This is a genomic window from Dechloromonas denitrificans, assembly GCF_001551835.1.
GTDB lineage: Bacteria > Pseudomonadota > Gammaproteobacteria > Burkholderiales > Rhodocyclaceae > Azonexus > Azonexus denitrificans.
This window is the reverse complement of sequence record NZ_LODL01000040.1, coordinates 153,356-177,490: the sequence shown is the minus strand read 5'-3', so window position 1 is coordinate 177,490 and position 24,135 is coordinate 153,356. Positions and strand designations below refer to the sequence as shown.

Sequence of the window (24,135 nt, the reverse complement as noted above, 5' to 3'; positions counted from 1 at the left end):
CGGCAATCGGTTCCGCTTTGGCTGGTCCAGCAGCCCATTCGGATAGGGAGACGCTGAAAGATTCGTCATCCCCGCGTCCCACAGGGACTTCCTGCGGTCGCAGGCGGGGGTCCAGTTCGTTGATCTTTCTGGATTCCCGCCTGCGCGGGAATGACATTTTTGAATATATCAGCGCTCCCCTAGCGGGCCAGCTTGTGGGCCGCTGCCGCCTCTTCGCGAACCCGCTTCGCTTCGTCAAGCAGGTACTGCTGGTAGTCGTCGAGGTCGCCGTCGTACGGCGCGACGCCGCCCTTGGAAACCAGCCAGAACTCGTCGCAGACCGAACGCAGCAGGGCGCGGTCGTGGCTGACCAGCATCACGGTGCCTTCGAACTCGTTGAGGGCGACGGCCAGCGCTTCGCGGGTGTTGAGGTCGAGGTGGTTGGTCGGCTCGTCCATCAGCAACAGGTTGGGGCGTTGCCAGACCAGCATGCACAGCACCAGCCGCGCCTTCTCGCCGCCGCTCATGGTGCCGACCGCCTGCTTGACCATCTCGCCACCGAAATTGAAGGTACCGAGGAAATTGCGCAGTTCCTGCTCGCGGCCCGGCACGTTGCTGCGCCCGGCGGCAATGGCTTCCTTGGCGAGACGGACCATGTGTTCGAGCGGCGTGTCCTGCGGCCGCAGCACGTCGAGCTCCTGCTGCGCGAAGTAGCCGATGCTCAGCCCCTTGCCTTCGGTGACCTCACCGCTCACCGCCTTGAGGTCGCGGGCGATGGTCTTGACCAGCGTCGACTTGCCCTGGCCGTTGGCGCCGAGGATGCCGATACGCTGGCCGGCCTGCACCGAGCGGTTGATGCCGCGCACGATGACGGTCGGCGGCGTGCCGGCCGGGGCGTCTTCGGGCGGCGGATAGCCGATCGCGACATCGACCATCGACAGCATCGGGTTGGGCAGGTTCTGCGGCTCCTGAAACTCGAAAGTGAATTCGGCATCGGCCAGCACCGGTGCGATCTTCTCCATCCGTTCCAGCGCCTTGACCCGGCTCTGCGCCTGCTTGGCCTTGCTGGCCTTGGCCTTGAAGCGGTTGATGAAGGACTGCAGGTGGGCGATCTTGTCGGCCTGCTTGGCCATCGCCGCCTGTTGCAGCAGCATCTGTTCGGCGCGCATGTCTTCGAACTTGCTGTAGTTGCCACCGTAGCGGACCAGCTTGGCGTTGTCGATGTGCAGCGTGACGCCGGTGATGGCGTCGAGGAATTCGCGGTCGTGGCTGATCATGATCAGCGTGCCCGGGTAGCGCTTCAACCAGGCTTCGAGCCAGACCAGGGCATCGAGGTCGAGGTGGTTGGTCGGTTCGTCGAGCAGCATGATGTCGGACGGGCACATCAGGGCGCGCGCCAGTTGCAGGCGCATGCGCCAGCCGCCGGAGAAGCTGTCGACCGGGTTGTGCAGTTCCGAGACCTTGAAGCCGAGACCGAGGATCAGCGCCTGGGCGCGCGCTTCTGCATCGTGCTCGCCGGCGTCGTTGAGCGCCATGTAGGCTTCCGCCATGCGCATGCCGTCATCGCTGGCTTCGGCGTCATGCACCTCGTTGCGGGCGGCGAGCAAGGTCGTGTCGCCGTCGATGACGAAGTCGGTGGCGCTCTGCGCCGTTTCCGGCATGTCCTGCGCCACCTGCGCCATGCGCCACTGCTTGGGAATCGAATAGTCGCCGCCATCCTCATGCAAGGTGCCGTTGAGCAGCGCGAACAGCGTGGACTTGCCGGCCCCGTTGCGGCCGACCAGGCCGACCTTTTCACCGGGATTGATGGTGACCGAGGCCTTGTCGAGCAGCACCTTGGAAACCCGGCGCAGCGTGACGTTCTTGAGGATGATCATGAGAAATTCTTTTCTTCAGGTGGGCCAGTGGCCCGCTAATCAGGCAGCGGAACTGCCGGGGTCGATGTCGCCATCGAGATAGAACCAGCGGCCGTCCTCGCGGACGAAGCGACTGGTTTCGTGCAAACGATGGCCGCGCCCCGCCACCCGGTAACGGGCGACGAATTCGACGATGGCGTGCTGCGCGTCCTGCTGCTGGTGCCGTTTGACATCGAGGCCCAGCCACTTGGTGCCGGTCTCGTCGCTGAGGTCGAGTTCGGCCGGCCGGGTCGAGGCATGCCAGGTCGCCAGCAGATAATCCGCCAAACCGAGCACGAAGGCGCTGTAGCGCGAACGCATCAGCGCCTCGGCGGTCGGGGCATTTTCGCCCTTTTCATGCAGTCGACCGCAGCACTCGGCATAACGCCTGCCGCTGCCGCAGGGGCAGGCGTCGCCGGCTTTCACGGCGTGTCGACGACTTCGCCGCCGAGCGCTTCGATCAGTTGCGGCAGGAAGCGGGCAAATTCGCCGGTCATCAGCGCGAAATCGGCATCGAACTGCTCGTCGGCCCGTTCGGCGCTCTTCTCGGCTTCGTCCTTCAACAGATCGAGGAAGGCGAGACGCTTGATTTCCATCTTCTCGCCGAGCACAAAGGAGATCCGGTCGTCCCAGGTCAGCGCCAGCTTGGTCGGCAGCTTGCCGCTGGCCAGGTGGGCCTTGATCTCGCCGGCAATTTCCTCGCCGTCGAGCGGGTGACGGACGTAGCGGACCGCCGCCTTTTCCTCGCCGACCGCCTTCAGTTCGCAGTCGCGGTCGATGGTGAAACCGGCCGGGGCGTCGCCGCCGGCCAGCCAGTCGGCCATCGCGCTCTGCGGCGAAACCTGGGTATGGACCATGGACAGCGGGAACTCGTCGAGGCACTGGCGCAGATGCTCGATCACTTCCTCGGCCTTGGCCGGGCTGGCGGCATCGACGCAGAACCAGCCGTTCTGCGGGTCGACCCAGACGTAGGTGGTGCGGCGGCGGGTGAAGGCGCGCGGCATCAGTTCCTCGGTGACGCGATCACGCAGATCCTTCAACTGCTTGCGGCCCGGCGCGTAACCCTGCTGCGCTTCCATCGCCTCGGCCCGTTCCTTGACCTCTTCATTGACCACCGAGGACGGCAGCAGGCGCTGTTCGACGCTGAGCGCGATCATCCACTGGCGGCCGAGCGAGAAGACCAGCGCGCCGTCACGGCGCGGCGACACCCAGCCGCGCGACATCGGCTGGTTGCTCGGGCATTTGACGAAGGGGGCGCGGGCCAGTTGTTCCTCGAACTTGGCGAGGTCGATGTTCCACGGCGTCGGCAGACGGTAAAGCTGAAGATTCTTGAACCACATAATTCTGAACTCTTAAAAAGGTTGCTGACCACCCGGCGCTGGCGCCCGGCGGCGGACCCGGGCGGAATTTTCCCGGGCAAGTCGGGGCGAGAGTTTAACAGCCCGGCCAACTGGCGACGACCGTGAGGCATTTCACAGGCCATATTTATGCGCGGCCTTATGCTCGGCCCCAACAAATACAAACCTGCTCGGGGAGCGCATCAATGAAAAAACTGCCGATCAAAAGCCTGCTCAGCGCCGTTGCCTGCCTCGTCGCCACCACGGCTTCCGCCACCCCGGTGCTGCTCATGGAAAGCGGCCTGACCAACGGCCAATCGACCACCAGCCTGATCCTGCCGATCCAGTCCGGCGCCGCCAACTACTGGGCCGGCCTGCAAACCCTCAGCATCGACAATGCCATCGGCGCCCTCGCCTTCTGCGTCGATCCCTGGGAATGGTCGCCAACCACCAAGCAGAGCTACCTGACCAGCAGCCTCGACGGCATTTTCGGCACGACCAAGGCCAACTACATCCGCGAGCTGTATTCTGAGTCCTACGCCAGCACCCTGAAGCTCAACAATGGCGGCGCCAACGCCGCAGCCGCCTTCCAGCTCGCCCTCTGGGAAATCGTTGCCGACGGCGACCTGAAGCTGGATGGCAGCGGCCTGGTCCGCACCACCAACCAGACGACGCAGAACCTGGTCTCGCTGGCGAACGGCATGCTGAACCAGATCGACGGCCAATTCGGCAGCAACAATTACAGCTTCACCTTCTATACCAGCGGCAAATCGGGTGGTGTTGGCAGCAGCACCGGCTACCAGGACTATCTGGTCGCCACCCAGCTGCCGGCCAGCCTCGCCGCCAACGCGGTTGATGAACCGGGCAGCGGCCTGTTGCTGGCTACCGCACTCGGCGGCCTCGGGCTGTTCGGCCGGCGCCGCAAGGCGCGGCCGGCCTGACTCCGATGTTCCGGAAGCTCAGCGCTTCCGGAAAATGACGTCCCAGACGCCGTGGCCGAGACGCAGGCCGCGGTTTTCGAACTTGGTCAGCGGCCGGTATTCCGGACGCGGCGCAAAACCTTCGGCGCTATTGACCAGCGACGGATCGCCGGCCAGCACTTCCAGCATCTGGTGGGCATACTCTTCCCAATCGGTAGCGCAGTGGAAATAGCCGCCCGGCTTCAGGCGCGACGCGAGCAGCGCGACGAACGGCGGCTGGATCAACCGGCGCTTGTTGTGGCGGGCCTTGTGCCAAGGATCGGGGAAGAAGACATGGACGCCGTCAAGCGAGCCTTCCGGCAGCATGTCGCGCACCACTTCGACGGCATCGTGCTGGCAGATGCGCAGATTGCTCAGTTCGCGCTCGGCAATCTGCTTGCACAAGGCGCCGACGCCCGGCACATGCACTTCGACGCCGAGGTAATCGATCTCGGGATGCGCCGCGGCGATCTTCGCCGTCGTCTCGCCCATGCCGGTGCCGATTTCCAGCACTTTCGGGTTATCGCGACCAAAGAAGGCGTTCAGGTCCACCGGCTGCGGCGCATAGACCAGGCCGATCTTCGGCATCATGTCGGCGTAGTAGCGCTCCTGCGCTTCCGACATGCGGCCGGCCCGGCGGACGAAACTCTTGATGTGACCGTAGCCTTCACGGCCTTCGGTATAGGTGCCGTCGCCAGCGGTGGCGCTCGGTTGAATCAGGGGGGTATCGCTCATGAGCCGATCAGTCCGGAAGTCGGCGACGACGGGTCGGCCGAGTAGTATTTGCGGGCCATGCGGCCGGCCAGGAAAGCCTCGCGGCCGGCTTCGATGCCCTTTTTCATGGCGCTGGCCATCAGTACGGGATTTTTGGCGTGGGCGATGGCGGTGTTCATCAGCACGCCGTCGCAGCCCAGCTCCATCGCGATGGTCGCGTCCGACGCGGTGCCAACGCCGGCGTCGACGATGATCGGCACCTTGGCGTTGTCGATGATCAGGCGCAGGTTCCACGGGTTGACGATGCCCATGCCGGAACCGATCAGCGAAGCGAGCGGCATCACCGCGACGCAGCCGATTTCTTCCAGCATCTTGCACTGGATCGGGTCGTCGGCGCAGTAGACCATGACCTGGAAACCTTCCTTGACCAGCGTTTCGGCGGCCTTCAGGGTTTCCGGCATGTTCGGGAAGAGATTGGTCGGGTCGCCGAGCACTTCCAGCTTGCACAGCGGATGGCCGTCGAGCAGTTCGCGTGCCAGGCGCAGCGTGCGCACCGCGTCGTCGGCGGTGTAGCAGCCGGCGGTATTGGGCAGGATGGTGAATTGCGACGGCGGAATGGCGTCGAGCAGGTTGGGCTGGCTGGCGTCCTGGCCGATATTGGTGCGACGGATGGCGACGGTGACGATCTCGGCGCCCGAGGCGTCGATGGCGGCGCGCGTTTCGGCGAAATCCTTGTACTTGCCGGTGCCGACCAGCAAGCGGGAACGGTACGCCTTGCCGGCGATGGTCAGTTGATGCATGGAGTGTGCTCCGGTTCAGCCGCCGCCGACGGCGACGACGATTTCGAGTTGGTCGCCGGCGGCGAGCTGCGTGGTCGCATGCTGGCTTTTCGGGACGATTTCGCCGTTGCGTTCGACGGCGATGCGCTTGCCGGTGTAACCGAGCTGGTCGATCAGGCCGGTCACGGTCAGCGCTGCGGGAAACTGGCGGACTTCGCCATTGATCTTGAGGTCTAGCATCGGGCTATTTTAACAAGCCGCGCGGCTTGCGCGGGGCGCTTGTGAACAGGCGGTCGTAGAGCCAGTTGGGCAGCGCGCGCAGCAACTTGGCGACGACGCCCATCGGCCATGGGATGACGGTGTAGGTGGTGCCGCGCGCAATGGCCGCCGCGAAGCGTTCGGCCGCTTGGTCGACCGGCAGCAAAAAGGGCATTTTGTAGGGGTTGACCGCAGTCATCGGCGTTTCGATGTAGCCGGGGGCAATGGTCACCACCTTGATGCCGTAAGGGCGCATTTCGAGGCGCAGGCTTTCCAGATAGGCGATCGCCGCCGCCTTCGAAGCCGAATAGGCTTCCGCCCCGGGCAGGCCGCGAATGCCAGCGACCGAGGCGATGCCGACCAGGCGCCGCTCGCCGCCGGCGACGCGCATGGCCGGAATGAACGGCGCGAAAGTCGCCGCCATGCCGAACACGTTGGTATCCATCACCCGCCGGAAGATGTCGAGATCCTCCTCGCACTCGGTCAGCGTCCCGGCCGAAACGCCGGCATTGGCGATGATGATGTCGGGCGCCCCGAAACGGAAGATGAAGTCGGTCGCCGCATCGTGCAGGGCCGGCGCATCGGCGACGTCGAGCGCATAGCAGGCGTGGCGCCCGCCGAGGCGTTGGTTCAGCCCGTCCAGAAAGTCGCGACGGCGCGCCACCAGCCCCAGCGTTGCGCCCTGCGCGGCGTAGTAAACGGCAAGCGCCTCGCCGATACCCGACGAGGCGCCCGTGATGAAGACCTTCTGCGTCAATTACTTCTTGCCGGACTTCTCGCTGCGTGCCTTGGCAATCAGCTTGTCGGTAATGGCCAGCGCTTCGTTGAAGTCCTTGCCACCAACCAGGTACTTGCCTTCGACGGCCAGGGCCGGCACGCCCTGGATCTTGTAGGCCTGCGCCATCTGGTCGGCGCGCTTGACCTTGCTCATGACGCCGAAGGAGCTGAAGGTTTCGGTGAATTTCTTCTGATCGACGCCTTTCTTGACGACCCATTCGGTCAGGGCCTTTTCATCGAACAGGTTGGCGCGTTCCTGATGGATGGCCTTGAAGACATCGGCTTCCAGGCGGTTGAGATCGCCGGTGATTTCCAGCGTGTAGTAGAGCTTGGCGACATTGCCCCAGGCGGCGCGACCAAAGGTCACCGGCACCTTCTTGACGACGACGTCAGCCGGCAACTTGCCGGCCCAGGCGTGGAGAATCGGATTGAAGTCGCTGCAGTGCGGGCAACCGTAGCTGAAGAATTCGAGTACTTCGATCTTCGCGCCATCCTCGGTCGGTTGGACCGGGCTTATCGGCGTGTAATCCTTGCCGGCCGACTGGGCGAAAGAGGACATCGAAACGGTCACGGCAGCGCCTAGCACCGCGCTGAGGAAAATACGACGGGCAAACTTCATGCGTTACTCCTTGTTTTTGGCAAGTTGGGCGTCAATCCCGGCTTTCGCCAGTTCGGCGCGCGTTTTGTTCAATTCATCGAGCTTGGTGTAGGGGCCGACCCGGACGCGATAGAAGGTTTTATCCTGGATCATCACCTGCTGGATGACGGCCTCTATTCCCATAAACGCCAGTTTGGCCTTTTGGTTGTCAGCATCCTGCGCCGTGCTGAAGGAACCGGCCTGCAGGAAGAGCGGCGTCTTGCTTTCCTTCGGCTCCTCCTTCTTGGCTTCTTCCTTCTTTTCTTCCTTCTTCGGCTCTTCCGCCTTGGCCTCGGGCTTGGCGGCCTTGTCCGGCACCGCATCGGCCTTGCCCGGCAGAATGTCGTAGAACTGGAAGCGCTTCTCGGGAATCGGGTCGCCCGGCTTGCCCGGCAACGCCATCGGCTGGCCGTTCTGCGGCGTCGCCTTGCCATTCGCCGGCGCGGAGCCTTCCGGCTTGGCCGGCGGTGCCTGGACCTGCTTATTGAAGGGCAATGGCGACTTGTTCAGATACCAGACGACCCCGGCCGCGACCCCGACGCCGAGCACGAGGCCGATGAACATGCCGATCAGCGTGCCACCGCCGGACTTCTTCTTGGCCGGCTGGTTGCGGCGGGGTTTCATATCGCGACTCATCGAGGGCTTTCCTTACATCGATTCCGGGCAGCTGACGCCCAGGATGGCCAGGCCGTTACGGATCACCTGACGCACGGCGGTGGCCAGCGCGACACGCGCGTCGCGCAGCGCGACGTCATCGACCAGCATGCGCTCGGCGTTGTACCAGCCGTGGAACTCGCCAGCCAGATCCTTCAGGTAGAAGGCGATCATGTGCGGCGCCAGATCGCGCGCCGCCGTCTCGATCACTTCGCGGAACTGGGCAAGCTGATTAGCGATAGCCAGTTCGCGCGGATTGCTGAGCAGCGACAGGTCAGCCCCGGCCAGCGCGGCGGCATCGCCGGCCCACTGGTTGACCACCGAGCAGATGCGAGCGTGGGCGTACTGGATGTAATAGACCGGGTTTTCGTTGGTCTGGCTCTTCGCCAGATCGAGGTCGAAGTCGAGGTGCTGGTCGGACTTGCGCAGCGCGTAGAAGAAACGGCAGGCATCGTTGCCGACTTCCTTGCGCAGTTCGCGCAGCGTGACGAACTCGCCGGAACGCGTGGACATCGAAGCCTTCTGGCCGTTGCGGTAAAGCACGGCGAACTGGACGAGGGCGACCTGCAGCTTGTCGGAGTCAAGTTCCAGCGCCTTGATGGCGCCGGTGACGCGCGGGATGTAGCCGTGGTGATCAGCACCCCAGATGTTGATGACCTTGTCGAAACCGCGCTCAAACTTGTTCAGGTGGTAGGCGATGTCGGAAGCGAAATAGGTGTACAGGCCGTTCTCGCGCTGGACGACGCGGTCCTTCTCGTCGCCGAAGGCGGTGGACTTGAACCAGCGGGCGCCGTTCTGGACGTAGAGGTGACCCTTCTTTTCCAGCAGGTCAACGCAGCGGGCGACCAGACCGGTGTCGTACAAGGCTTTTTCGGAGTACCAGACTTCGAATTCGACGCCAAACTCCTTCAGATCGTCGCGGCAGTCGGCCAGCTGCTCATTCAAGGCGTGCTGATGGACATACTCCCAGTCCGGGCCGAGCAGTTCCTTGGCCTGCGCGATCAGCGCATCGAGATGCAGTTCGCGCTGCTGCTTGGCTTCGTCGTCGGCCCGAGCGGCTTCCGGCAGGCCCGGCGTGCCGGCCAGTACGGCCTCGGCGCTGCGCACGTACTTGTCGCCATGGGCATGCTTCAACTGCGCCGCCATGTCGCGGACGTAGGCGCCCTGGTAGGCATTGGGCGGGAAAGGCACGACCACGTCGTGCTGTTCGAGATAGCGCAGCCAGGTCGACAGGCCGAGGATATCCATCTGGCGGCCGGCGTCATTGACGTAATACTCGCGGGTGACGTCCCAGCCGGCGAAAGTCAGCAGGCTGGACAGCGAAGCGCCGTAGGCGGCACCGCGGCCATGGCCGACGTGCAGCGGCCCGGTCGGATTGGCCGAGACGAATTCGACCTGCACCTTCTGCCAGCCGCCCACCGTCGAGCGGCCGAAATTCTCGGCTTCGGCCAGCACGGCCTTGACGACGTCGGTCTTGGTGCCGGTGTCGAGCGTGAAATTGATGAAACCGGCCCCTGCCACGTCGGCCTTGGTGACCAGCGCCGAGGCCGGCAATTCATTGAGCAGCTGCTGGGCGATTTCGCGCGGGTTCTTCTTCAGCGCCTTGGCCAGTTGCATCGCCAGGTTGGTCGCGAAGTCGCCGTGCGTCGGGTCGCGCGGGCGTTCGAGGTGAATCGGGGTATCGGTTGCGCTGGGGGCAACGCTGGCCAGCGCCTGTTGCAACAGGGCGGTCAGCTGGGTTTTGACGTCTTGGGCCATTGATTTGCAGCTTAAAAAGCAAAACGTTGATTATACGATGCCGCTGCCCGTTTATTTGGCGACTATCACCGACCAGGCGGCCAGCTTGTCGGCGTAACTGCGCGCGGCATGGGCCGGACTGGTCGATGGCAGCCGATGCAGGGCCAGCGGCCGCTCGGCCAGGCCGGGCAGCACATGCCGGCGAAAACTCGCCTCGGCGGCCGCCCCATTGAAGAAAATTTGCTCAATGCTGCGGTGTACGGCCAAAAAAACCGAAAAATCGTTGGCCCGGACCGAGGCCCCGACAATGTCCGCATCCAGGCTGCCGCCTCGCTCGCAGGCGGCAATGACGTCCCACAGCGCAATCCCGGCCGCCTGCAGGCGAACCAGGCGCTGCGGATAAGGCAGCTCGGGACCGGCACCAAGCAGGTCGCCCATGATCCGCCAGAAGGCATTGCGCGGATGGGCGTAGTACTGGGCGGCCTGCAGCGAGGCCTGGCCCGGCATGCTGCCGAGGATCAGCAGGCGGGCTTCGCCGCTGGCGACCGGCGGGAAACCGTACGACAAATCCATCAGGGAAGGCTCAGCCGGCCATCACCCGGTTCTTGCCGGCCCGCTTGGCCAGATACATCGCCTGATCGGCCCGCTTGATGGCATCGGCGCCGGACTCTTCCGTCGCCAACTGGGCGACACCGGCGCTGAAGGTGATCAATACCTTTTCGCGACCGGACAGGAAGAAAGCCTTGGTCAGTTCGCGCTGCAAGCGGGTCATCACCTCGATGCCGTTCTCGAGCGGCGTATCCGGCATCAGGATGACGAATTCCTCGCCGCCGTAACGGGCCAGCGTGTCGGTCGGCCGCATGCATTTGCGGGCGATATTGGCCAGATGGATCAGCGCATCATCCCCCGCCTCGTGACCGAGCCGGTCATTCAGCTTCTTGAAATTGTCGATGTCGAGCAAACTCAGCGACAAGGGCGTTTCCTTGCGCCGCATGTTGGCGATTTCACGGACCAGCGCTTCGTCCAGCCCCTTGCGATTCAGCGCGTCGGTCAGCGGGTCGTGGCGGGCCAGCGCGCTGGCGTTGTCGAGTTCGAGGTGCAACTGGACCAGTTCGGCCTCGGTGTTGAGCACCTTCTCCTGCAAAACCTGCAATTGCTGGCGCGATTGCGCCGTTTCCTCGACCATCGACCGGGTTGCGCCGATCACGTCCTTCAGTAGCGGCGCCAGATCCTCGACCCGCTGGATGCCTTCGATCAGCCGGGCGCTTTCCTCGATCCGCCCCTGAAAGGCCGCACTCGACTCGCTCATCGTCGCCAGGCGCTCGATGAAGGCGCTCAGCATCTGGCGCATTTCCTCCTGCGCTTCGATCGAGCGGCTTTTCGCCTCGCTCTGCTTGACCATCACATCGCGCAGGCGGCGCTCCATTTCGTCCAGATGGCGCAGACTGAGCGGCGGCACGACGGTCGCCAGCAAGCCGTCGACCTGGCCTTTCAGCCAGCTGTCGTCAAGGCTCAGCTCGCCGATATTCTCGATGATCAGGTGCAGCAGCTTGAGCAGCGACTCCTTGATCTCGACCTGCTCCTCGGCGGCGAACAGCACCTGGTGGCTCAGATTGGCCAGCATGCCCTGCACTGCCGGCAGATCAAGCTCGGGCTGGCGTAGGGCATGCAGGAACTCGCCCGACATCTCGCTGATCCGTTCGTTGTCGTCGCCGAGCGCCGGCAGCACGCATTCGACGAAGCGCGCCAGCTTGGCGGCGAACTCGACCGGCAGCACGGGCAGAATTTTCAGTTCCGGCTCCCTGGCCGGCCCGCCGGCGGCGGCGACAAAGCCGAGCAGCGCATCCTGCACGCCTTGCCAACTGCGCCGAGCAATCGCCGCGCCGAGTTGCTCGACTGCCAGCTTCTGTTCCGGACTGCGCGCCACCAGCGCCTCCGCCAACTGACGCAGCGGCGGCTCGGGGAAAGGCACGATATTGGGCAGCTTGGCGATTTCGTTGTAGCAGGCCTGATAATTGGCCGGGGTCGGCGCCAGTTGGCGAGCCGCCAGGCGTTTCAATGCCTCCCGGGCAATTTCGAAGGGTTGTTTCGGTTCGCTCATCGAAGCAATCTGGATAGGTCTCGGCTGGAAACAGACAGGGGCAAGCGCCCCGCCCGCGGAGTTTATAGCTATTGCATTTCGCCGTCTGCATCAATGTTCAAAGACGGCACACTCCGCCCCGAGCAGTGTCGGCAAACTCGAAAACACGGGGCCGCAACGGCCGACCACGTGTTAACATGCTCGTTTCGCTTCATTGCCCGGCCCGACCGGCATCCCCTGCCGCCATGCGTCTCCTCCGCCTGCTCAAGATCGCCTCCGTCGCCAGCCGTTTCGGCCTGGACGAAATGGTGCTCGAACACGAGCCGAGCGGCCGCCTGGTCCGCCTCGCCAATGCCCTGCAATTCTGGCGCGACCTCTCGGCACCGCGCGCCCTGCGCCTGCGCCTGGCCCTCGAAGCGCTCGGCCCGATTTTCGTCAAGTTCGGCCAGGTGCTGTCCACCCGGCGCGACCTGATGCCGACCGACATCGCCGACGAGCTGGCCCGCCTGCAGGACCGCGTACCACCCTTCGATTCGCAGCTCGCCCTGGCCGAGATCGAAAAGGCCTACGGCCGCCCGGCCAGCGAAGTCTTCGCCGAATTCGACCCGGTGCCGGTCGCCTCGGCCTCGATCGCCCAGGTCCATTTCGCCAAGTTGCGCGAAGAAGATGGCGGCCATGAAGTCGCCGTCAAGATCCTGCGCCCGAACATGATGTCGGTCATCGACCACGACCTGGCGCTGATGGACAATTTCGCGCTGCTCCTCGAAAAGCTGTGGTCGGACGGCAAGCGCCTGAAACCACGGGAAGTGGTCGCCGAATTCGCCAAGTACCTGCGCGACGAACTCGATCTGATGCGCGAAGCGGCCAACGCCTCGCAACTGCGGCGCAACTTCACCGATTCGAAGCTGCTGATCGTGCCCGAAGTGCATTGGGACCACTGCACCTCGACGGTGATGGTCATGGAACGGATGAAGGGCACGCCGATTTCGCAGATCGACAAGCTGCGCGCCGACGGCATCGACCTCTCGAAACTGTCCGAAGCCGGTGTCGAAATCTTCTTCACCCAGGTCTTCCGCGACGGTTTCTTCCATGCCGACATGCACCCCGGCAACATCTTCGTGCACGCCGACGGCCGCTACATCGCGCTCGATTTCGGCATCGTCGGGACGTTGACCGACAGCGACAAGAACTACCTGGCGCAGAACTTCCTCGCCTTCTTCCGCCGCGACTACAAGCGGGTCGCCGAAGCCCACATCGAATCCGGCTGGGCGCCGAAGGAGACCCGGGTCGATGAATTCGAGGCCGCCATCCGCGCTGTCTGCGAGCCGATCTTCGACCGCCCGCTGAAGGACATTTCCTTCGGCAAGATCCTGCTCCGGCTATTCCAGACCTCGCGTCGCTTCAATGTCGAGATCCAGCCGCAACTGGTCATGCTGCAGAAGACGCTGCTCAACATCGAAGGCCTCGGCCGCCAGCTCGACCCCGAGCTCGACCTGTGGAAAACTGCCAAGCCCTTCCTCGAACGCTGGATGAGTGAGCAGGTCGGCTGGCGCGGCCTGGTCAAGACCTTCAAGCAGGAAGCACCCTACCTGGCGCGGACCATTCCGCAACTGCCCCGCCTCGTCCATCAGGCGCTGGCCCAACCGCACAAGGCCGATCTGCAGCCCCAATTCGATCAACTGATCGCCGCCCAGCGCCAGCAGAACCGCTGGCTCGCCATCATCGCCCTGCTGCTGGCCTGCCTGGCCGCCGCGCTGTTTCGCTGACCCGGAATGTCTGCCGTCACCCTGACCACTTATACCGAGGCCGATGTCATCGAATGGCTCGGCGAAGCCGAAGTCGCCAAGGCCCGCCCCTATGTTGACCTGATCCGCGAACTGGATGTCGAGGAAGAGCGCCTGCGCGCCGTCGTGCCCGGCTCGGCCCGCAAGCCCTATACCTCGATCGCCCGCCTCGTCCAGCACAAGAACGGCAACGTTTCGCTGATCAGCGGCTGCACCTGCCCGGTCGGCGTGGACTGCAAGCACGTCGCGGCAACGCTGCTCAAGGCCATCGAGGAGCGCAACCCGGTCGAACGGGTCAGCCCCGGCGTGCTGTCCTGGGTCGAGGATCTGAGGCGCGCCTCGGTCGCCGTCGCCAAGAAGAAGGCCCGACCGAGCGGCGCCCGCCAGCAGTTGTTCTACATCCTGAAATGGACGGCCGACAAGCGCTATTTCGGCATCGAGATCCGCAAGGGCAAGTACCCGGAAAACGCCGAGGAATGGTGGAAGGTCGACCGCGCGCTGGTCACACCGCCGCAGTTCGTCAATGAAGAAGACCTCGGCATCCTGCGCCTGATCTGGGCCGATCGCGGCCAGGAAAGCGGCCTGCGCGCCTTCGGCCTCGGCCCCCGGCACGGTGCCGAAGCGCTGCAGCGAATGGCCGCCAGCCACCGCCTCTATTCGCAGGACGACCTGGCCTTGCCGCTGCACGCCGGCGGCAGCCGGCCGGCCAGCATCGGCTGGCAGGTCGACGCGGCCGGCTTCCAGCGCCCTTACCTGAAGCCCGAACCGTCGGCCGACATGATCGTGCCGGTCGACCCGCCGTGGTACCTCGATTTCAATGCCGGCGAAACCGGTGCCCTCGAAGTCACCGGCAACCCGGACGTGGTCAGCAAGCTGTTCAACCTGCCGCCGCTGTCGGCCAAGGAAGCGGCGCTGGTCGCCGAGGCGCTGTCCGAACTGGCGCCCGAACTGCCGCCGCCGGCCGAGGATGCCAGCGCCCGCCTGCGCCTGATCGATGCGCCGCTGCAGGCCATCCTCCAGCTCGACACCATCCACACCCACGGCTACCGCGCCTGGCGCGGCTATCCGCAGAGTTTCAGCGGCGGCCCGTTCGACATCGCCCGCGTCATCTTCCGTTACGCCGATGCCGAAATCCGGCCGGAAGAACGCCATGAATTCATCACCCTGCCGGAAGGCGAGACGGTCCGCCTGAAACGCAGGCCTGAAGCCGAAGCGGCCGCCCTGCAGGTGCTATCCGGCAGCGGTCTGGAGAAGATTCCCGGCCATACGCTGTCCACCTTCGGCAGCCCACCGCAGGGCATCTACGGCCTGGTCGACGAAGGCCAGTGGACGGTCTTCATGCAGAACGGTATCGACCGTCTGAAAGCCGGCGGCTGGCAGGTCGAGTTCCCGGAAGACTTCCGTCATCACGTTCTCGATGTCGAAGGTTGGGAAGCCGACCTCATCGAATCGGAAAACGGCTGGTTCGACCTCGACATGGGGATCATCGTCGAAGGCGAGCGCCTGCCGCTGGCACCTCTGCTGGCCGGCCTCTTCCGGCGCGATGCGCGCTGGCTGGAAGCGCTGCAGCTGGCTTTCATCCCCGATGAAGAGCCGGTCGAACTGCACACCGCGCGCGGCAAGCGCCTGCGCGTCCCGGCCGGCCGCATCAAGCCGCTGGCGGCGACGTTGATCGACCTTTTCGACGGCTTCAGCGGCGGTGAAACGCTGCGCCTGTCGCGCTTCGACGCGCCACGCCTGGCCGAGCTGAACGACACCAGCCGCTGGCAGTTCAAGGGGCAAAGCGACGTGCTGGCCCTGGCCGACAAACTGCGTCTGGCGCAGGGCATCGTCGACATCGAACCGCCGGCCGGCCTCGGCCTCGAATTGCGCCCTTACCAGAAGGAAGGCCTGGCCTGGCTGCAGTTCCTGCGCGAGCAGAACCTGTCCGGCATCCTGGCCGACGACATGGGCCTCGGCAAGACGGCGCAGACGCTGGCCCACCTGCTGCTGGAAAAGGAAGGCGGCCGCCTCGACAAGCCGACGCTGATCGTTCTGCCGACCTCGCTGATCTTCAACTGGAAGAACGAAGCCGCCCGCTTTGCGCCCGGCCTCAAGGTGCTGTCGCTGCACGGCCCGGAACGCAAGAGCCGCTTCGGCGAAATCGCCGAGCACGACGTCGTGCTGACCACCTATCCGCTGCTCTGGCGCGACGCCGACGTGCTGATGCAGCACAGCTACCACCTGCTCATCCTCGACGAGGCGCAGACGGTCAAGAACGCCCAGAGCCAGAGCGCCGAAGCGGTGCGCAAGATCGACGCCCGGCATCGCCTGTGCCTGACCGGCACGCCGCTCGAGAACCACCTCGGCGAACTGTGGAGCCAGTTCGACTTCCTGCTGCCCGGCTTCCTCGGCACCAGCAAGCAGTTCACCAAGCACTGGCGGACGCCGATCGAGAAGGTCGGCGACACCCAGCGCCGCGACCTGCTGGCCCGCCGCATCCGGCCCTTCATCCTGCGCCGCAAGAAAGAAGACGTCGCCCAGGAACTGCCACCGAAAACCATCATCATCCGTTCGGTCGAACTCGAAGGCAGCCAGCGCGACCTCTACGAAACGGTGCGCGCCGCGATGGACGCCAAGGTCCGCGACGAAATCGCCAACCGCGGTTTCGCACGCAGCCAGATCGTCATCCTCGACGCCCTCTTGAAGCTGCGCCAGGTCTGCTGCGACCCGCGCCTGGTCAAGGCCAACGCCGCCAAGAAAGTCAAGGAACGGGCCAAGCTCGATCTGCTGATGGCGATGCTGCCGGAATTGGTCGATGAAGGGCGCAAGATTCTCGTCTTCTCGCAATTCACCAGCATGCTGGCGCTGATCGAGGACGAACTGAACGAAATCGGCATTCCCTACGCGCTGCTCACCGGCAGCACCGACGACCGCGAAGCGCAGATCCGCCGCTTCCAGGACGGCGATGTGCCGATCTTCCTGATCAGCTTGAAGGCCGGCGGCGTCGGTCTCAACCTGACCGCGGCCGACACCGTGATCCACTACGATCCGTGGTGGAATCCGGCCGTCGAAAACCAGGCCACCGACCGGGCGCACCGCCTCGGCCAGGACAAGCCGGTCTTCGTCTACAAGCTGATCGTCGGCGGCAGTATCGAGGAAAAAATTCTCGCGCTGCAGGAACGCAAGGCTGAACTGGCGGCCGGCATCCTGTCCGACGACCACCGCGTGGACGTCAAATTCGGCACCGACGATCTCGCCGCGCTGTTCGAGCCTCTACCCGGCTAAATCGGGCCGCCGGCATTTTTGCCGGTTTACCGAGGTCGACCGCAGGACTCGGGGAACGGCCCCGCCTCAGGAAGCGCTGCCGCCTTCCGGCGTCGACGTATCGGCCAGCGCGAGATACTCGGCAATCGCCTCGATACCCTGCTGCTGAATGCTCTCCAGGCTGAGCAGCAAGGCCGTCAACTGCCCGGCGGCGGCGCCTTGCTTGGCGGCCAGTTCCAGCGCCTGTGCCGCCTGCTGGACGGTGGGCAGGCCGAGCGTGCCGCTGCCGCCCTTCAGGCGGTGGGCCAGATGTTCGATCGACTCGGCATCGCCCTCGGCCAGTGCGCTGTGCAGCGCCGGCAGGCTGATCGCGCTTTCGTCGCGGTACACCTTGAGCAGACGGCAATAAAGCCGGACGTTGCCATTCATCGAGTGCAAGCCGAGCGCCGTATCGAGGACGACCGCAGCATTTTCATTTGACATAACAATTCCCCCAGTACCGGCCCCGCCAACAATCGTCGGCAGCAACGGAGCGGCCACCCTTATGGGCCGGATTATCCCCGACCAGCCCGCACTCTGGCACATTCAAAACGGCATATTTTTCGCCGGGCTGGCCGGCGTACAATCCGTCCATCAACGAATCCTGATTGAGGTCTGTCATGCGCCGTCCGCTCGCCCTGCTCGCCTTGCTCTTTACCGCCGGTAGCGCCTTGGCCGACGACTGGATGGTGCGCCGCCAGGTCGGCAGCAGCTTCGAGGAAACCCGCGAAGCGATCGTCCTCGGCATCGAGAACCGCGGTCTGGTCGTCAATTACACCTCGCATATCGCCGATATGCTGGCCCGCACCGGGGCCGATCTCGGGACCAACCGGCCGGTCTTCGCCAAAGCCGAGATCATCGAATTCTGCTCGGCCGGGTTGTCGCGCCGAATGATGGAGGCCGACCCGCACAACATCGTGCTCTGCCCGTTCTCGATCGCCGTCTATGCGCTGCCCGGCGAGACGGCACGTACCTGGGTCGCCTATCGCAAGCCGCAGGGCAAGGCGGCGCCGGCCATCGAAGCGCTGCTTGGTGAAATTGCCGGCGAAGCCGGCCGCTGAGAATCGGCCTTTTACGGCGGTCGACCGCAGGACTGCCCTAAAAGCGAGCCGTCAGGCCAGCATGCTGGCCGCCATCACCCGCTTCAGCAAGCCGTTCAGCGCATGGCGCACCGACTGCTCGCGGACGGCGGCGCGGTCGCCGGCGAACTGGCAGACCTGCGCCTCGCAGCCCTTGTCTTTCTGTGCCCAGGCGAAGCAGACGGTGCCGACCGGCTTTTCCGGCGAACCGCCGCTCGGCCCGGCAATGCCGGTAATCGCCACCGCCCAGTCGGCCCGGCTGTTGCGCAGCACGCCCTGCGCCATGGCGCGGGCGGTCGCTTCGGAAACCGCACCGTGGCGTTCGAGCGTTGTTTCCGGCACACCGAGCATCTCGACCTTGGCGGCATTGGAATAGGTGACGAAGCCCCGGTCGAACCAGGTGGAACTGCCGGCAATCGCCGTTACCGACTGGGCCAGCCAGCCACCGGTGCAGGATTCGGCGGCGGCCAGCCATTCGCCGCGGGCGAGAAGCGTTGTGCCAAGACGTTCGGAGAGGGTTTCAAGTTCATTCATCGGGCAAATTTTAGCATTCGCCCACTGCCGTTTTGTGACGATCCCCGCTGCCTTAATTTCACGCCGGCCGCTCCGTCTGACAGGTGCATAATTCGACGCACCATACCGACCGGGAGACTCCCCACCATGCCTGCCAAAACCTTCGCCTTGCTTGCCATCCCGCTGCTCGCCGGCAGCCTGCTGCTGCCCGCCGCCCAGGCCGGCACGCTGATCGAACTGTCGGCCGAAGCCAGTCGGCCGGCCGCCAACGACCTGCTGCGCGCCGTCGTCTATGCCGAAGCCAATGCCGCCGATCCGGCCGAACTGGCGAAGCGGGTCAATCAGGAAATCGCCGAGGCGCTGCGCCTGATCAAGGGCAAGGCCGGCATTTCGGTCAAAAGCGGCAACCAGCACACCTACCCGGTGTACGGCAACAATCGCAAGATTGAAAGCTGGCGGATGCGTTCGGAGCTGGTGCTGGAGTCGAAGGATGGCGCCGCACTGTCCGAACTGCTGGCCAAACTGCAGCAGATGAAGCTGGCCCTCGGCAATGTCAGCCAGTTGCCGTCGCCGGCGACGCGCCGACTGGTCGAGGAAGGCGTCACCCAGGATGCGATCCGCGCCTTCGAGGCGCGCGCCGCGCTGGTCGCCGGCACGCTCGGCAAGCCGTACAAGATCAAGCGCCTGAACATCCAGCAGAGCAGCCAGGTGCCGCCGATGCCGATGCTGCGCGCGGCGAAGATGGAAATGGCCAGCGATGCCGCCCCGGTGCCGCTGGAGGCCGGCGAAAGCCAGATTTCGAGCAGCATCAGCGGCGAAATCGAGCTGGCCGATTAGTTTCTGGACTTTGCCGGAGGCCCCGCGTAGCATCGCGCGCCCCCACATTTTTCCGGCCAGTTCATGCACGTTTCACCCGCCCGCGCCTGCGGCATCGACTTCGGCACCTCCAACTCCACCGTCGGCTGGCTGAACCCCGGCCGCCCGACGCTGCTGGCGCTCGAAGACGACAAGGTGACGCTGCCCTCGGTCGTCTTCTTCAATGCCGAGGAAGACAGCGTCAGCTTCGGCCGGGCCGGGCTCGGGCAATACCTCGACGGCTACGAAGGCCGCCTGATGCGCTCGCTGAAAAGCCTGCTCGGCAGCAGCCTGATCGACGGCCGCACCGAAGTGAATGGCCGCGCCATCGTCTTCCGCGACCTGCTCAAGGAATTCATCGGCACCCTGAAAAGCCGGGCCGAGGCGCAAACCGGCCGCCGTTTCGACGAAGCGGTTTTCGGCCGCCCGGTCTTCTTCGTCGACGACAACCCGGCCGCCGACCAGCTGGCCGAAAGCACGCTTGGCGACATCGCCCGCGCCATCGGTTTTCGCGACATCAGCTTCCAGTTCGAGCCGATTGCCGCCGCCTACCATTACGAAACCAGCCTGCACCACGAAGAGATCGTCCTCATCGCCGACATCGGCGGCGGCACCTCCGACTTTTCCATCGTCCGCCTGTCGCCCGAGCGCGCCAAACAGGCCGACCGCCGCAGCGACGTGCTGGCCAACGGCGGCGTCCATATCGGCGGCACCGACTTCGACCGCCAGCTCAGCCTGAGCAGTGTCATGCCCCTGCTCGGCTACCGCAGCGCCCTGAAGAGCGGCCGCGAAATGCCGGCCAGCCTGTATTTCAACCTCGCCACCTGGCACACCATCAATTTCGCCTACACCCGCCAGGTCTGGGCCGAGCAGCAGCGGCTCTACATCGACGCCCTGGAGCCGGAACGCCTCGAACGCCTGCTCGCCCTGATCGAGCACAAGGCCGGCCACTGGCTGGCGCACCAGATCGAGCAGGCCAAGATCGCGCTGTCGGACCAGGACAGCGCGCCGCTGACGCTGGAAGCCTTTTCGCCCGGCGAGATGCACACGCTGAGCCGCCTCGAATTCGAACTGGCCAGTACGCAACTGGTCGAAAAGGTCGAAACGACCGTCGCCCGCCTGCTGCCGCAGGCCGGCATCGCCGCCGACCGCATCGACAGCATCTTCTTCACCGGCGGCTCGAGCGGCATTCCCGCCCTGCGCCAGCGCATCGCCGCCCAGCTCCCCAAAGCCCGCGCCGTCGAAGGCGATCTGTTCGGCAGCATCGGCGCCGGCCTCGCCGTTGACGCAGCGCGACGCTTTGGCTGAGCGAAGCGGGTAAACTCCACCCTTTCCCCGCTCCCGCCGCCACCACGACCATGACTTTCGCCTCCCTCGGCCTCGCCGCCCCGCTGCTGCAAGCCCTCGACACCCTCGGCTACAAGACGCCGACGCCGGTGCAAATCCAGGCCATTCCCGCCGTGCTGGCCGGGCGCGACCTGATGGCGGCGGCGCAGACCGGCACTGGCAAGACTGCCGGCTTCGCGCTGCCCGTGCTGCAGCGCCTGAGCGAAGGCGAAAAGGCGGCGAGCAACTCGATCCGCGCCCTGGTCCTGGTGCCGACCCGCGAACTGGCCGAACAGGTGCAGTCCAGCTTCCGCCAGTACGGCGAGCACCTCGCGGTCAGCACTTACGCCGCCTACGGCGGGGTCAGCATCAACCCGCAGATGATGCGCCTGCGCCGCGGCGTCGATGTGCTGGTCGCGACGCCGGGCCGCCTGCTCGACCTCTTCCGCCAGAACGCCATCAAGTTCAAGCAGGTCGAGATCCTCATTCTCGACGAGGCCGACCGCATGCTCGACCTCGGCTTCGCGCAGGAACTGTCGACCGTCTTCGCCGCGCTGCCCAAGCAGAAGCAGACACTGCTCTTCTCCGCCACCTTCTCCGACGAAATCCGCAGCATGGCCAAGGGCCGCCTGCGCGACCCGCTGAGCATCGAAGTCAGCCCGCGCAACAGCACGGTCAAGGCAGTCAAGCAGTGGGTGGTGCCGGTGGACAAGAAGCGCAAGGGCGAACTCTTCCTGTTCATGCTGAAAGATCGCAAGTGGGGGCAGGTGCTGGTCTTCGTCAAGACCAAAAAGGGCGCCGACGAACTGGTCGCCAACCTCCTCGCCAAGAAGATCAAGGCCGACGCGATCCACGGCGACAAGCCGCAGGCCAGCCGCCAGCGCGCCCTCGACAGTTTCAAGGCGGGTGAAGTGCAAATCCTGGTCGCCACCGATGTCGCGGCGCGCGGCCTGGATATCGACGATCTGCCGCAGGTGGTCAATTTCGACCTGCCGATCGTCGCCGAAGACTATATCCACCGCATCGGGCGCACCGGCCGGGCCGGAGCCAGCGGCGAGGCGATTTCGCTGGTCTGTGCCGACGAAGCACCGCTGCTCGCCGCCATCGAGACGCTGACCAAGCAGACGCTGGAACGCGAGGAAGAACCGGGTTTCGAACCCGATCACCGGGTGCCGATGACCAATGCCGCCGGTCAACTGGTCAAAAAGCCGAAAAAGCCCAAGGTCCCGGGCGGTCGTTCAGCCAAGGGTGTGCCCGGCAACTGGGTCGGTTTCGACGATGCGCCGGCCAAGTCCGGCCGCCGTGGCGGCGGGCGCAGCGCCCCGGGCAAAACGGCCGGCCCGGCGAAAAAGCCGGCGGCCAAGGCACGGCCGCGCTAAGCGCAGCCTGATCGGACACCGATGCGCCGCCCCCGCGACAACGTCCGCGACTTTCCCGGCAAACGCTGGCTGAACGTCACCCTGCGCACCGTCCATCTGCTCGGCCTGGTCCTGCTCGGTGGCGCCCTGCTCGGGGCCGGCAGTCTCGGCCTCGGCGCCAGCGTGCTGTTCATCTCGGGCTTCGCCATGTTCGCCATCGACAGCTGGGCCAACCCGGCCCAACTGCGCGAAACCGCCGGCTTCGGCGTGCTGCTCAAACTGCTGCTGGTCGGCCTGATGGCGCTGCAACCGGCCTGGGCCCTGCCCATTTTCTGGTTTATCCTGACCCTGTCGACGCTGCTCTCGCACGCCCCCGGCGCCTTCCGGCATTACCGGCTGTTCTAGGCGCGAAAACCCGCTGTTGTTTTGGAGTCCAACATGAAAGTTGCCGAATTCTCCAAGCTGCTCCTGACGGCCCTGGCTCTCGCGGGCTGCGCCACCGATGCCTGGCGCCCCGAGCGCAACTTCGATGTGGCGCTTGAGCAGGTCCGGGTCCAATGCTGGGGCCTCCGGCTCGGCGCTGTCAGCATCAACCGGCTGATGCCCAATGCAACGACGACGGACCCTTATTTCCTCGATGTCACGTCGCGCTACTACCACGGCAAGATTTCCGAGCAGAGCTACGTCACCGCGCTGCAAGGCTCCTACGCCGCCCCGGCCGATTCGCCCGGCATCCGCTGCATACTCGAGCAGATGCCGAAGCGGAATGCCGACTCAGCGCCGACCCAGGGAAACGCTGAATAGAGTGTCATCCCCGCCCCCCAAGGGTACTTCCTGCGGGGCGCGCAGGCGGGGATCCAGTGAGGTAGCCCCCCATGCTCTACCGCCTGGCCGCTGAAACCGTCCTGCTCCTTCACCTGGCCTTCATCGTCTTCGTCATCTTGGGCGCAGCCGGGGCGGCGCGCTGGCCCTGGCTGCCCCTCATCCACCTTCCTGCCGCAGCCTGGGGCGTTTTTGTCGAGCTCACCGGCCGCCTCTGCCCGCTGACCACCGCCGAGAACTACCTGCGCCTCAAGGCCGGCGAAGCGGGCTACAGCGAAAGCTTCATCGAGCACTATCTACTGGCCATCATCTATCCGACCGGACTGACCCGGGAAATCCAGTTCGCACTGGCCGCCGTAGTCTTCGTCATCAACGCGGCAATCTACGCTTGGCTCTTCTGCCGTCACCGTTCAGCGCGCCAAGGCGATAGCTAACTCGCCCAACCTCGCCATTGAACAGGATGCAAGGCCTTATCCACTGGACATGAGAACCCTCGCTCCTTATGCTCTTGCGCTTGCAACGAGTCCGTTCGCGAACGTGATCCAGCAACGTAAGCGGGTAAGTCATAGCCGCATAAAGCCAGTTTGTTTTGGAGGTTTCTGGTCGCGCTCGGGCAATTATCGTCGTAATTAGTTTGTTACTCCGGTTGTTTTCGGGGGCTTAGAAATGCTGCCCAACCAATCATTCAAACGTTAGAGATTTCAATGTCACGCGCATACCAAAGTTTTGAATTCGGCATAAAGGACGCAGAAGAACTGCTCGCGCACTTTGACGCAATCAACACAAATCCACCGCCCGCGAATGCTGAGGTACTGAAACGTGCCGGCCTTGTAATGGCGCTAACAGCATGGGAAACCTATGTCGAGGATAGGCTTCTTGAAGAAATGAATAAAAAGCTGGGTGTCGTCGCTGGTAGTTACGTCGGTGATTTCGTTTTAAAGAAGTTGCACACCGATCTGAAGCAATTCCACAACCCAAGCTCTGATAAAACAAAACGTATTTTTCAAGAATACCTTGGTCTGGATGTCACCGAAGGATGGTCATGGGCCAACTATGAACCCGAAAAAGCACGAGCTACTTTAAACAGTTGGATAGGTAAGCGCGGAGATGCCGTACACCGATCAAAACCCCTAAATAACGGTTCGCCTGTCGCGCATTTAATCAAGCGAGACGAACTGGAAAAGGTAATTCGCTTCATTAAAGACCTTGTAAAGGCCACCGACGTTTATGTTGATAACAATCTCTAACACGAAGCTATAGTAAATCTATTTTCGAGCCTGATTTCCGGCAAAAAAGATGGCGCAGGT

At 64.3% G+C, this 24,135-nt stretch carries 25 protein-coding genes; 11 read left to right on the top strand and 14 right to left on the bottom strand.

The features are described 5' to 3' along the window. Positions 1-179 precede the first annotated feature (179 nt). From AT959_RS19570 to AT959_RS19560, 3 genes are read right to left on the bottom strand one after another with little or no spacing between them, the layout of a single operon-like run. A complete protein-coding gene (locus AT959_RS19570) occupies positions 180-1,856 on the bottom strand; it encodes an ABC-F family ATP-binding cassette domain-containing protein (protein WP_066887197.1) in 1,677 nt (558 codons plus the stop codon). 39 nt (positions 1,857-1,895) lie between these two features. After that, a complete protein-coding gene (locus AT959_RS19565) occupies positions 1,896-2,300 on the bottom strand; it encodes a YchJ family protein (protein WP_066887194.1) in 405 nt (134 codons plus the stop codon). After that, on the bottom strand, positions 2,297-3,214 hold the full coding sequence (locus AT959_RS19560) for a recombination-associated protein RdgC (RefSeq protein ID WP_066887191.1): 918 nt from the start codon (positions 3,212-3,214) through the stop codon (positions 2,297-2,299). Before AT959_RS19560 ends, AT959_RS19565 begins: the two co-directional genes overlap by 4 nt. Before the next feature lie 203 nt (positions 3,215-3,417). Between AT959_RS19560 and AT959_RS19555 the strand changes: the two genes are divergently transcribed. After that, the gene (locus AT959_RS19555; RefSeq protein ID WP_066887188.1) at positions 3,418-4,152 is read left to right on the top strand and encodes a hypothetical protein; all 735 of its coding nucleotides are present in this window, start codon (positions 3,418-3,420) and stop codon (positions 4,150-4,152) included. A gap of 18 nt (positions 4,153-4,170) precedes the next feature. Here the strand turns inward: AT959_RS19555 and trmB are convergent, their stop codons facing one another. From trmB to AT959_RS19510, 9 genes are read right to left on the bottom strand one after another with little or no spacing between them, the layout of a single operon-like run. Further along, positions 4,171-4,905 carry a tRNA (guanosine(46)-N7)-methyltransferase TrmB gene (gene trmB, locus AT959_RS19550; RefSeq protein ID WP_066887185.1) on the bottom strand — a complete coding sequence of 245 codons (735 nt, stop codon included), beginning with the start codon at positions 4,903-4,905 and terminating at the stop codon, positions 4,171-4,173. Then, positions 4,902-5,684: a thiazole synthase gene (locus tag AT959_RS19545; RefSeq protein ID WP_066887182.1), complete on the bottom strand. Its 783-nt coding sequence runs from the start codon at positions 5,682-5,684 to the stop codon at positions 4,902-4,904. The genes trmB and AT959_RS19545 overlap by 4 nt, the downstream gene beginning before the upstream one ends. A gap of 15 nt (positions 5,685-5,699) precedes the next feature. Then, positions 5,700-5,903, bottom strand: coding sequence for a sulfur carrier protein ThiS (gene thiS / locus AT959_RS19540; RefSeq protein WP_066887179.1), 204 nt, complete (start codon positions 5,901-5,903; stop codon positions 5,700-5,702). A 4-nt stretch (positions 5,904-5,907) separates the two neighbouring features. Then, positions 5,908-6,678, bottom strand: coding sequence for an SDR family oxidoreductase (locus AT959_RS19535; protein WP_066887176.1), 771 nt, complete (start codon positions 6,676-6,678; stop codon positions 5,908-5,910). Then, positions 6,679-7,317, bottom strand: coding sequence for a thiol:disulfide interchange protein DsbA/DsbL (locus AT959_RS19530; RefSeq protein ID WP_066887174.1), 639 nt, complete (start codon positions 7,315-7,317; stop codon positions 6,679-6,681). A gap of 3 nt (positions 7,318-7,320) precedes the next feature. Next, a complete protein-coding gene (locus AT959_RS19525) occupies positions 7,321-7,971 on the bottom strand; it encodes an SPOR domain-containing protein (RefSeq protein ID WP_066887172.1) in 651 nt (216 codons plus the stop codon). 12 nt (positions 7,972-7,983) lie between these two features. Further along, positions 7,984-9,747 carry an arginine--tRNA ligase gene (gene argS / locus AT959_RS19520; RefSeq protein ID WP_066887169.1) on the bottom strand — a complete coding sequence of 588 codons (1,764 nt, stop codon included), beginning with the start codon at positions 9,745-9,747 and terminating at the stop codon, positions 7,984-7,986. 51 nt (positions 9,748-9,798) lie between these two features. Then, positions 9,799-10,299, bottom strand: coding sequence for a DNA-deoxyinosine glycosylase (locus tag AT959_RS19515; protein ID WP_066887166.1), 501 nt, complete (start codon positions 10,297-10,299; stop codon positions 9,799-9,801). Positions 10,300-10,309: 10 nt separating this feature from the next. Next, a complete protein-coding gene (locus AT959_RS19510) occupies positions 10,310-11,827 on the bottom strand; it encodes a GGDEF domain-containing protein (protein ID WP_066887163.1) in 1,518 nt (505 codons plus the stop codon). Between the two features lie 224 nt (positions 11,828-12,051). On the opposite strand from AT959_RS19510, the gene ubiB reads away from it, so the two are divergent. Further along, complete coding sequence (gene ubiB / locus AT959_RS19505; RefSeq protein WP_066887160.1) at positions 12,052-13,572, top strand: ubiquinone biosynthesis regulatory protein kinase UbiB; 1,521 nt, start codon at positions 12,052-12,054, stop codon at positions 13,570-13,572. 6 nt (positions 13,573-13,578) lie between these two features. After that, positions 13,579-16,857: a DEAD/DEAH box helicase gene (locus AT959_RS19500; RefSeq protein WP_066887157.1), complete on the top strand. Its 3,279-nt coding sequence runs from the start codon at positions 13,579-13,581 to the stop codon at positions 16,855-16,857. Positions 16,858-16,923: 66 nt separating this feature from the next. Here the strand turns inward: AT959_RS19500 and AT959_RS19495 are convergent, their stop codons facing one another. Beyond that, positions 16,924-17,319, bottom strand: coding sequence for an Hpt domain-containing protein (locus AT959_RS19495; protein ID WP_066887154.1), 396 nt, complete (start codon positions 17,317-17,319; stop codon positions 16,924-16,926). A gap of 176 nt (positions 17,320-17,495) precedes the next feature. Here AT959_RS19495 and AT959_RS19490 point away from each other — a divergent pair, with 176 nt between their 5' ends. Next, complete coding sequence (locus tag AT959_RS19490) at positions 17,496-17,936, top strand: DUF302 domain-containing protein (protein ID WP_066887151.1); 441 nt, start codon at positions 17,496-17,498, stop codon at positions 17,934-17,936. Between the two features lie 51 nt (positions 17,937-17,987). On the opposite strand, the gene pncC is transcribed toward AT959_RS19490, so the two are convergent. Further along, a complete protein-coding gene (pncC, locus tag AT959_RS19485; protein WP_066887148.1) occupies positions 17,988-18,488 on the bottom strand; it encodes a nicotinamide-nucleotide amidase in 501 nt (166 codons plus the stop codon). A gap of 126 nt (positions 18,489-18,614) precedes the next feature. On the opposite strand from pncC, the gene AT959_RS19480 reads away from it, so the two are divergent. The 7 genes from AT959_RS19480 (at position 18,615) to AT959_RS19450 (ending at position 24,075) form a co-directional block, all read left to right on the top strand. Beyond that, a complete protein-coding gene (locus AT959_RS19480) occupies positions 18,615-19,304 on the top strand; it encodes an SIMPL domain-containing protein (protein WP_066887145.1) in 690 nt (229 codons plus the stop codon). 63 nt (positions 19,305-19,367) lie between these two features. Next, on the top strand, positions 19,368-20,630 hold the full coding sequence (locus AT959_RS19475) for an Hsp70 family protein (RefSeq protein ID WP_066887142.1): 1,263 nt from the start codon (positions 19,368-19,370) through the stop codon (positions 20,628-20,630). A 50-nt stretch (positions 20,631-20,680) separates the two neighbouring features. Beyond that, positions 20,681-22,027 (top strand): RNA helicase RhlE1, encoded by a 1,347-nt coding sequence (locus AT959_RS19470; protein WP_066887139.1) that lies wholly within the window; start codon positions 20,681-20,683, stop codon positions 22,025-22,027. A 21-nt stretch (positions 22,028-22,048) separates the two neighbouring features. Next, positions 22,049-22,411 (top strand): hypothetical protein, encoded by a 363-nt coding sequence (locus tag AT959_RS19465; RefSeq protein ID WP_066887136.1) that lies wholly within the window; start codon positions 22,049-22,051, stop codon positions 22,409-22,411. A gap of 33 nt (positions 22,412-22,444) precedes the next feature. Beyond that, positions 22,445-22,810 (top strand): hypothetical protein, encoded by a 366-nt coding sequence (locus tag AT959_RS19460; RefSeq protein WP_066887133.1) that lies wholly within the window; start codon positions 22,445-22,447, stop codon positions 22,808-22,810. A 71-nt stretch (positions 22,811-22,881) separates the two neighbouring features. Beyond that, on the top strand, positions 22,882-23,262 hold the full coding sequence (locus AT959_RS19455; RefSeq protein ID WP_066887130.1) for a DUF2784 domain-containing protein: 381 nt from the start codon (positions 22,882-22,884) through the stop codon (positions 23,260-23,262). 270 nt (positions 23,263-23,532) lie between these two features. Beyond that, positions 23,533-24,075, top strand: coding sequence for a HEPN domain-containing protein (locus tag AT959_RS19450; protein ID WP_066887127.1), 543 nt, complete (start codon positions 23,533-23,535; stop codon positions 24,073-24,075). Positions 24,076-24,135: the final 60 nt, after the last annotated feature.

Excerpts from the sequence above, each read along its gene's own strand:
- AT959_RS19570 (WP_066887197.1), bottom strand. The coding sequence starts at position 1,856 with ATGATCATCCTCAAGAACGTCACGCTGCGCCGGGTTTCCAAGGTGCTG.
- AT959_RS19560 (WP_066887191.1), bottom strand. The coding sequence starts at position 3,214 with ATGTGGTTCAAGAATCTTCAGCTTTACCGTCTGCCGACGCCGTGGAAC.
- AT959_RS19555 (WP_066887188.1), top strand. The coding sequence starts at position 3,418 with ATGAAAAAACTGCCGATCAAAAGCCTGCTCAGCGCCGTTGCCTGCCTC.
- trmB (WP_066887185.1), bottom strand. The coding sequence starts at position 4,905 with ATGAGCGATACCCCCCTGATTCAACCGAGCGCCACCGCTGGCGACGGC.
- AT959_RS19545 (WP_066887182.1), bottom strand. The coding sequence starts at position 5,684 with ATGCATCAACTGACCATCGCCGGCAAGGCGTACCGTTCCCGCTTGCTG.
- thiS (WP_066887179.1), bottom strand. The coding sequence starts at position 5,903 with ATGCTAGACCTCAAGATCAATGGCGAAGTCCGCCAGTTTCCCGCAGCG.
- AT959_RS19530 (WP_066887174.1), bottom strand. The coding sequence starts at position 7,317 with ATGAAGTTTGCCCGTCGTATTTTCCTCAGCGCGGTGCTAGGCGCTGCC.
- AT959_RS19525 (WP_066887172.1), bottom strand. The coding sequence starts at position 7,971 with ATGAGTCGCGATATGAAACCCCGCCGCAACCAGCCGGCCAAGAAGAAG.
- argS (WP_066887169.1), bottom strand. The coding sequence starts at position 9,747 with ATGGCCCAAGACGTCAAAACCCAGCTGACCGCCCTGTTGCAACAGGCG.
- AT959_RS19515 (WP_066887166.1), bottom strand. The coding sequence starts at position 10,299 with ATGGATTTGTCGTACGGTTTCCCGCCGGTCGCCAGCGGCGAAGCCCGC.
- AT959_RS19510 (WP_066887163.1), bottom strand. The coding sequence starts at position 11,827 with ATGAGCGAACCGAAACAACCCTTCGAAATTGCCCGGGAGGCATTGAAA.
- ubiB (WP_066887160.1), top strand. The coding sequence starts at position 12,052 with ATGCGTCTCCTCCGCCTGCTCAAGATCGCCTCCGTCGCCAGCCGTTTC.
- AT959_RS19500 (WP_066887157.1), top strand. The coding sequence starts at position 13,579 with ATGTCTGCCGTCACCCTGACCACTTATACCGAGGCCGATGTCATCGAA.
- AT959_RS19495 (WP_066887154.1), bottom strand. The coding sequence starts at position 17,319 with ATGTCAAATGAAAATGCTGCGGTCGTCCTCGATACGGCGCTCGGCTTG.
- AT959_RS19490 (WP_066887151.1), top strand. The coding sequence starts at position 17,496 with ATGCGCCGTCCGCTCGCCCTGCTCGCCTTGCTCTTTACCGCCGGTAGC.
- pncC (WP_066887148.1), bottom strand. The coding sequence starts at position 18,488 with ATGAATGAACTTGAAACCCTCTCCGAACGTCTTGGCACAACGCTTCTC.
- AT959_RS19480 (WP_066887145.1), top strand. The coding sequence starts at position 18,615 with ATGCCTGCCAAAACCTTCGCCTTGCTTGCCATCCCGCTGCTCGCCGGC.
- AT959_RS19475 (WP_066887142.1), top strand. The coding sequence starts at position 19,368 with ATGCACGTTTCACCCGCCCGCGCCTGCGGCATCGACTTCGGCACCTCC.
- AT959_RS19470 (WP_066887139.1), top strand. The coding sequence starts at position 20,681 with ATGACTTTCGCCTCCCTCGGCCTCGCCGCCCCGCTGCTGCAAGCCCTC.
- AT959_RS19465 (WP_066887136.1), top strand. The coding sequence starts at position 22,049 with ATGCGCCGCCCCCGCGACAACGTCCGCGACTTTCCCGGCAAACGCTGG.
- AT959_RS19460 (WP_066887133.1), top strand. The coding sequence starts at position 22,445 with ATGAAAGTTGCCGAATTCTCCAAGCTGCTCCTGACGGCCCTGGCTCTC.
- AT959_RS19455 (WP_066887130.1), top strand. The coding sequence starts at position 22,882 with ATGCTCTACCGCCTGGCCGCTGAAACCGTCCTGCTCCTTCACCTGGCC.
- AT959_RS19450 (WP_066887127.1), top strand. The coding sequence starts at position 23,533 with ATGTCACGCGCATACCAAAGTTTTGAATTCGGCATAAAGGACGCAGAA.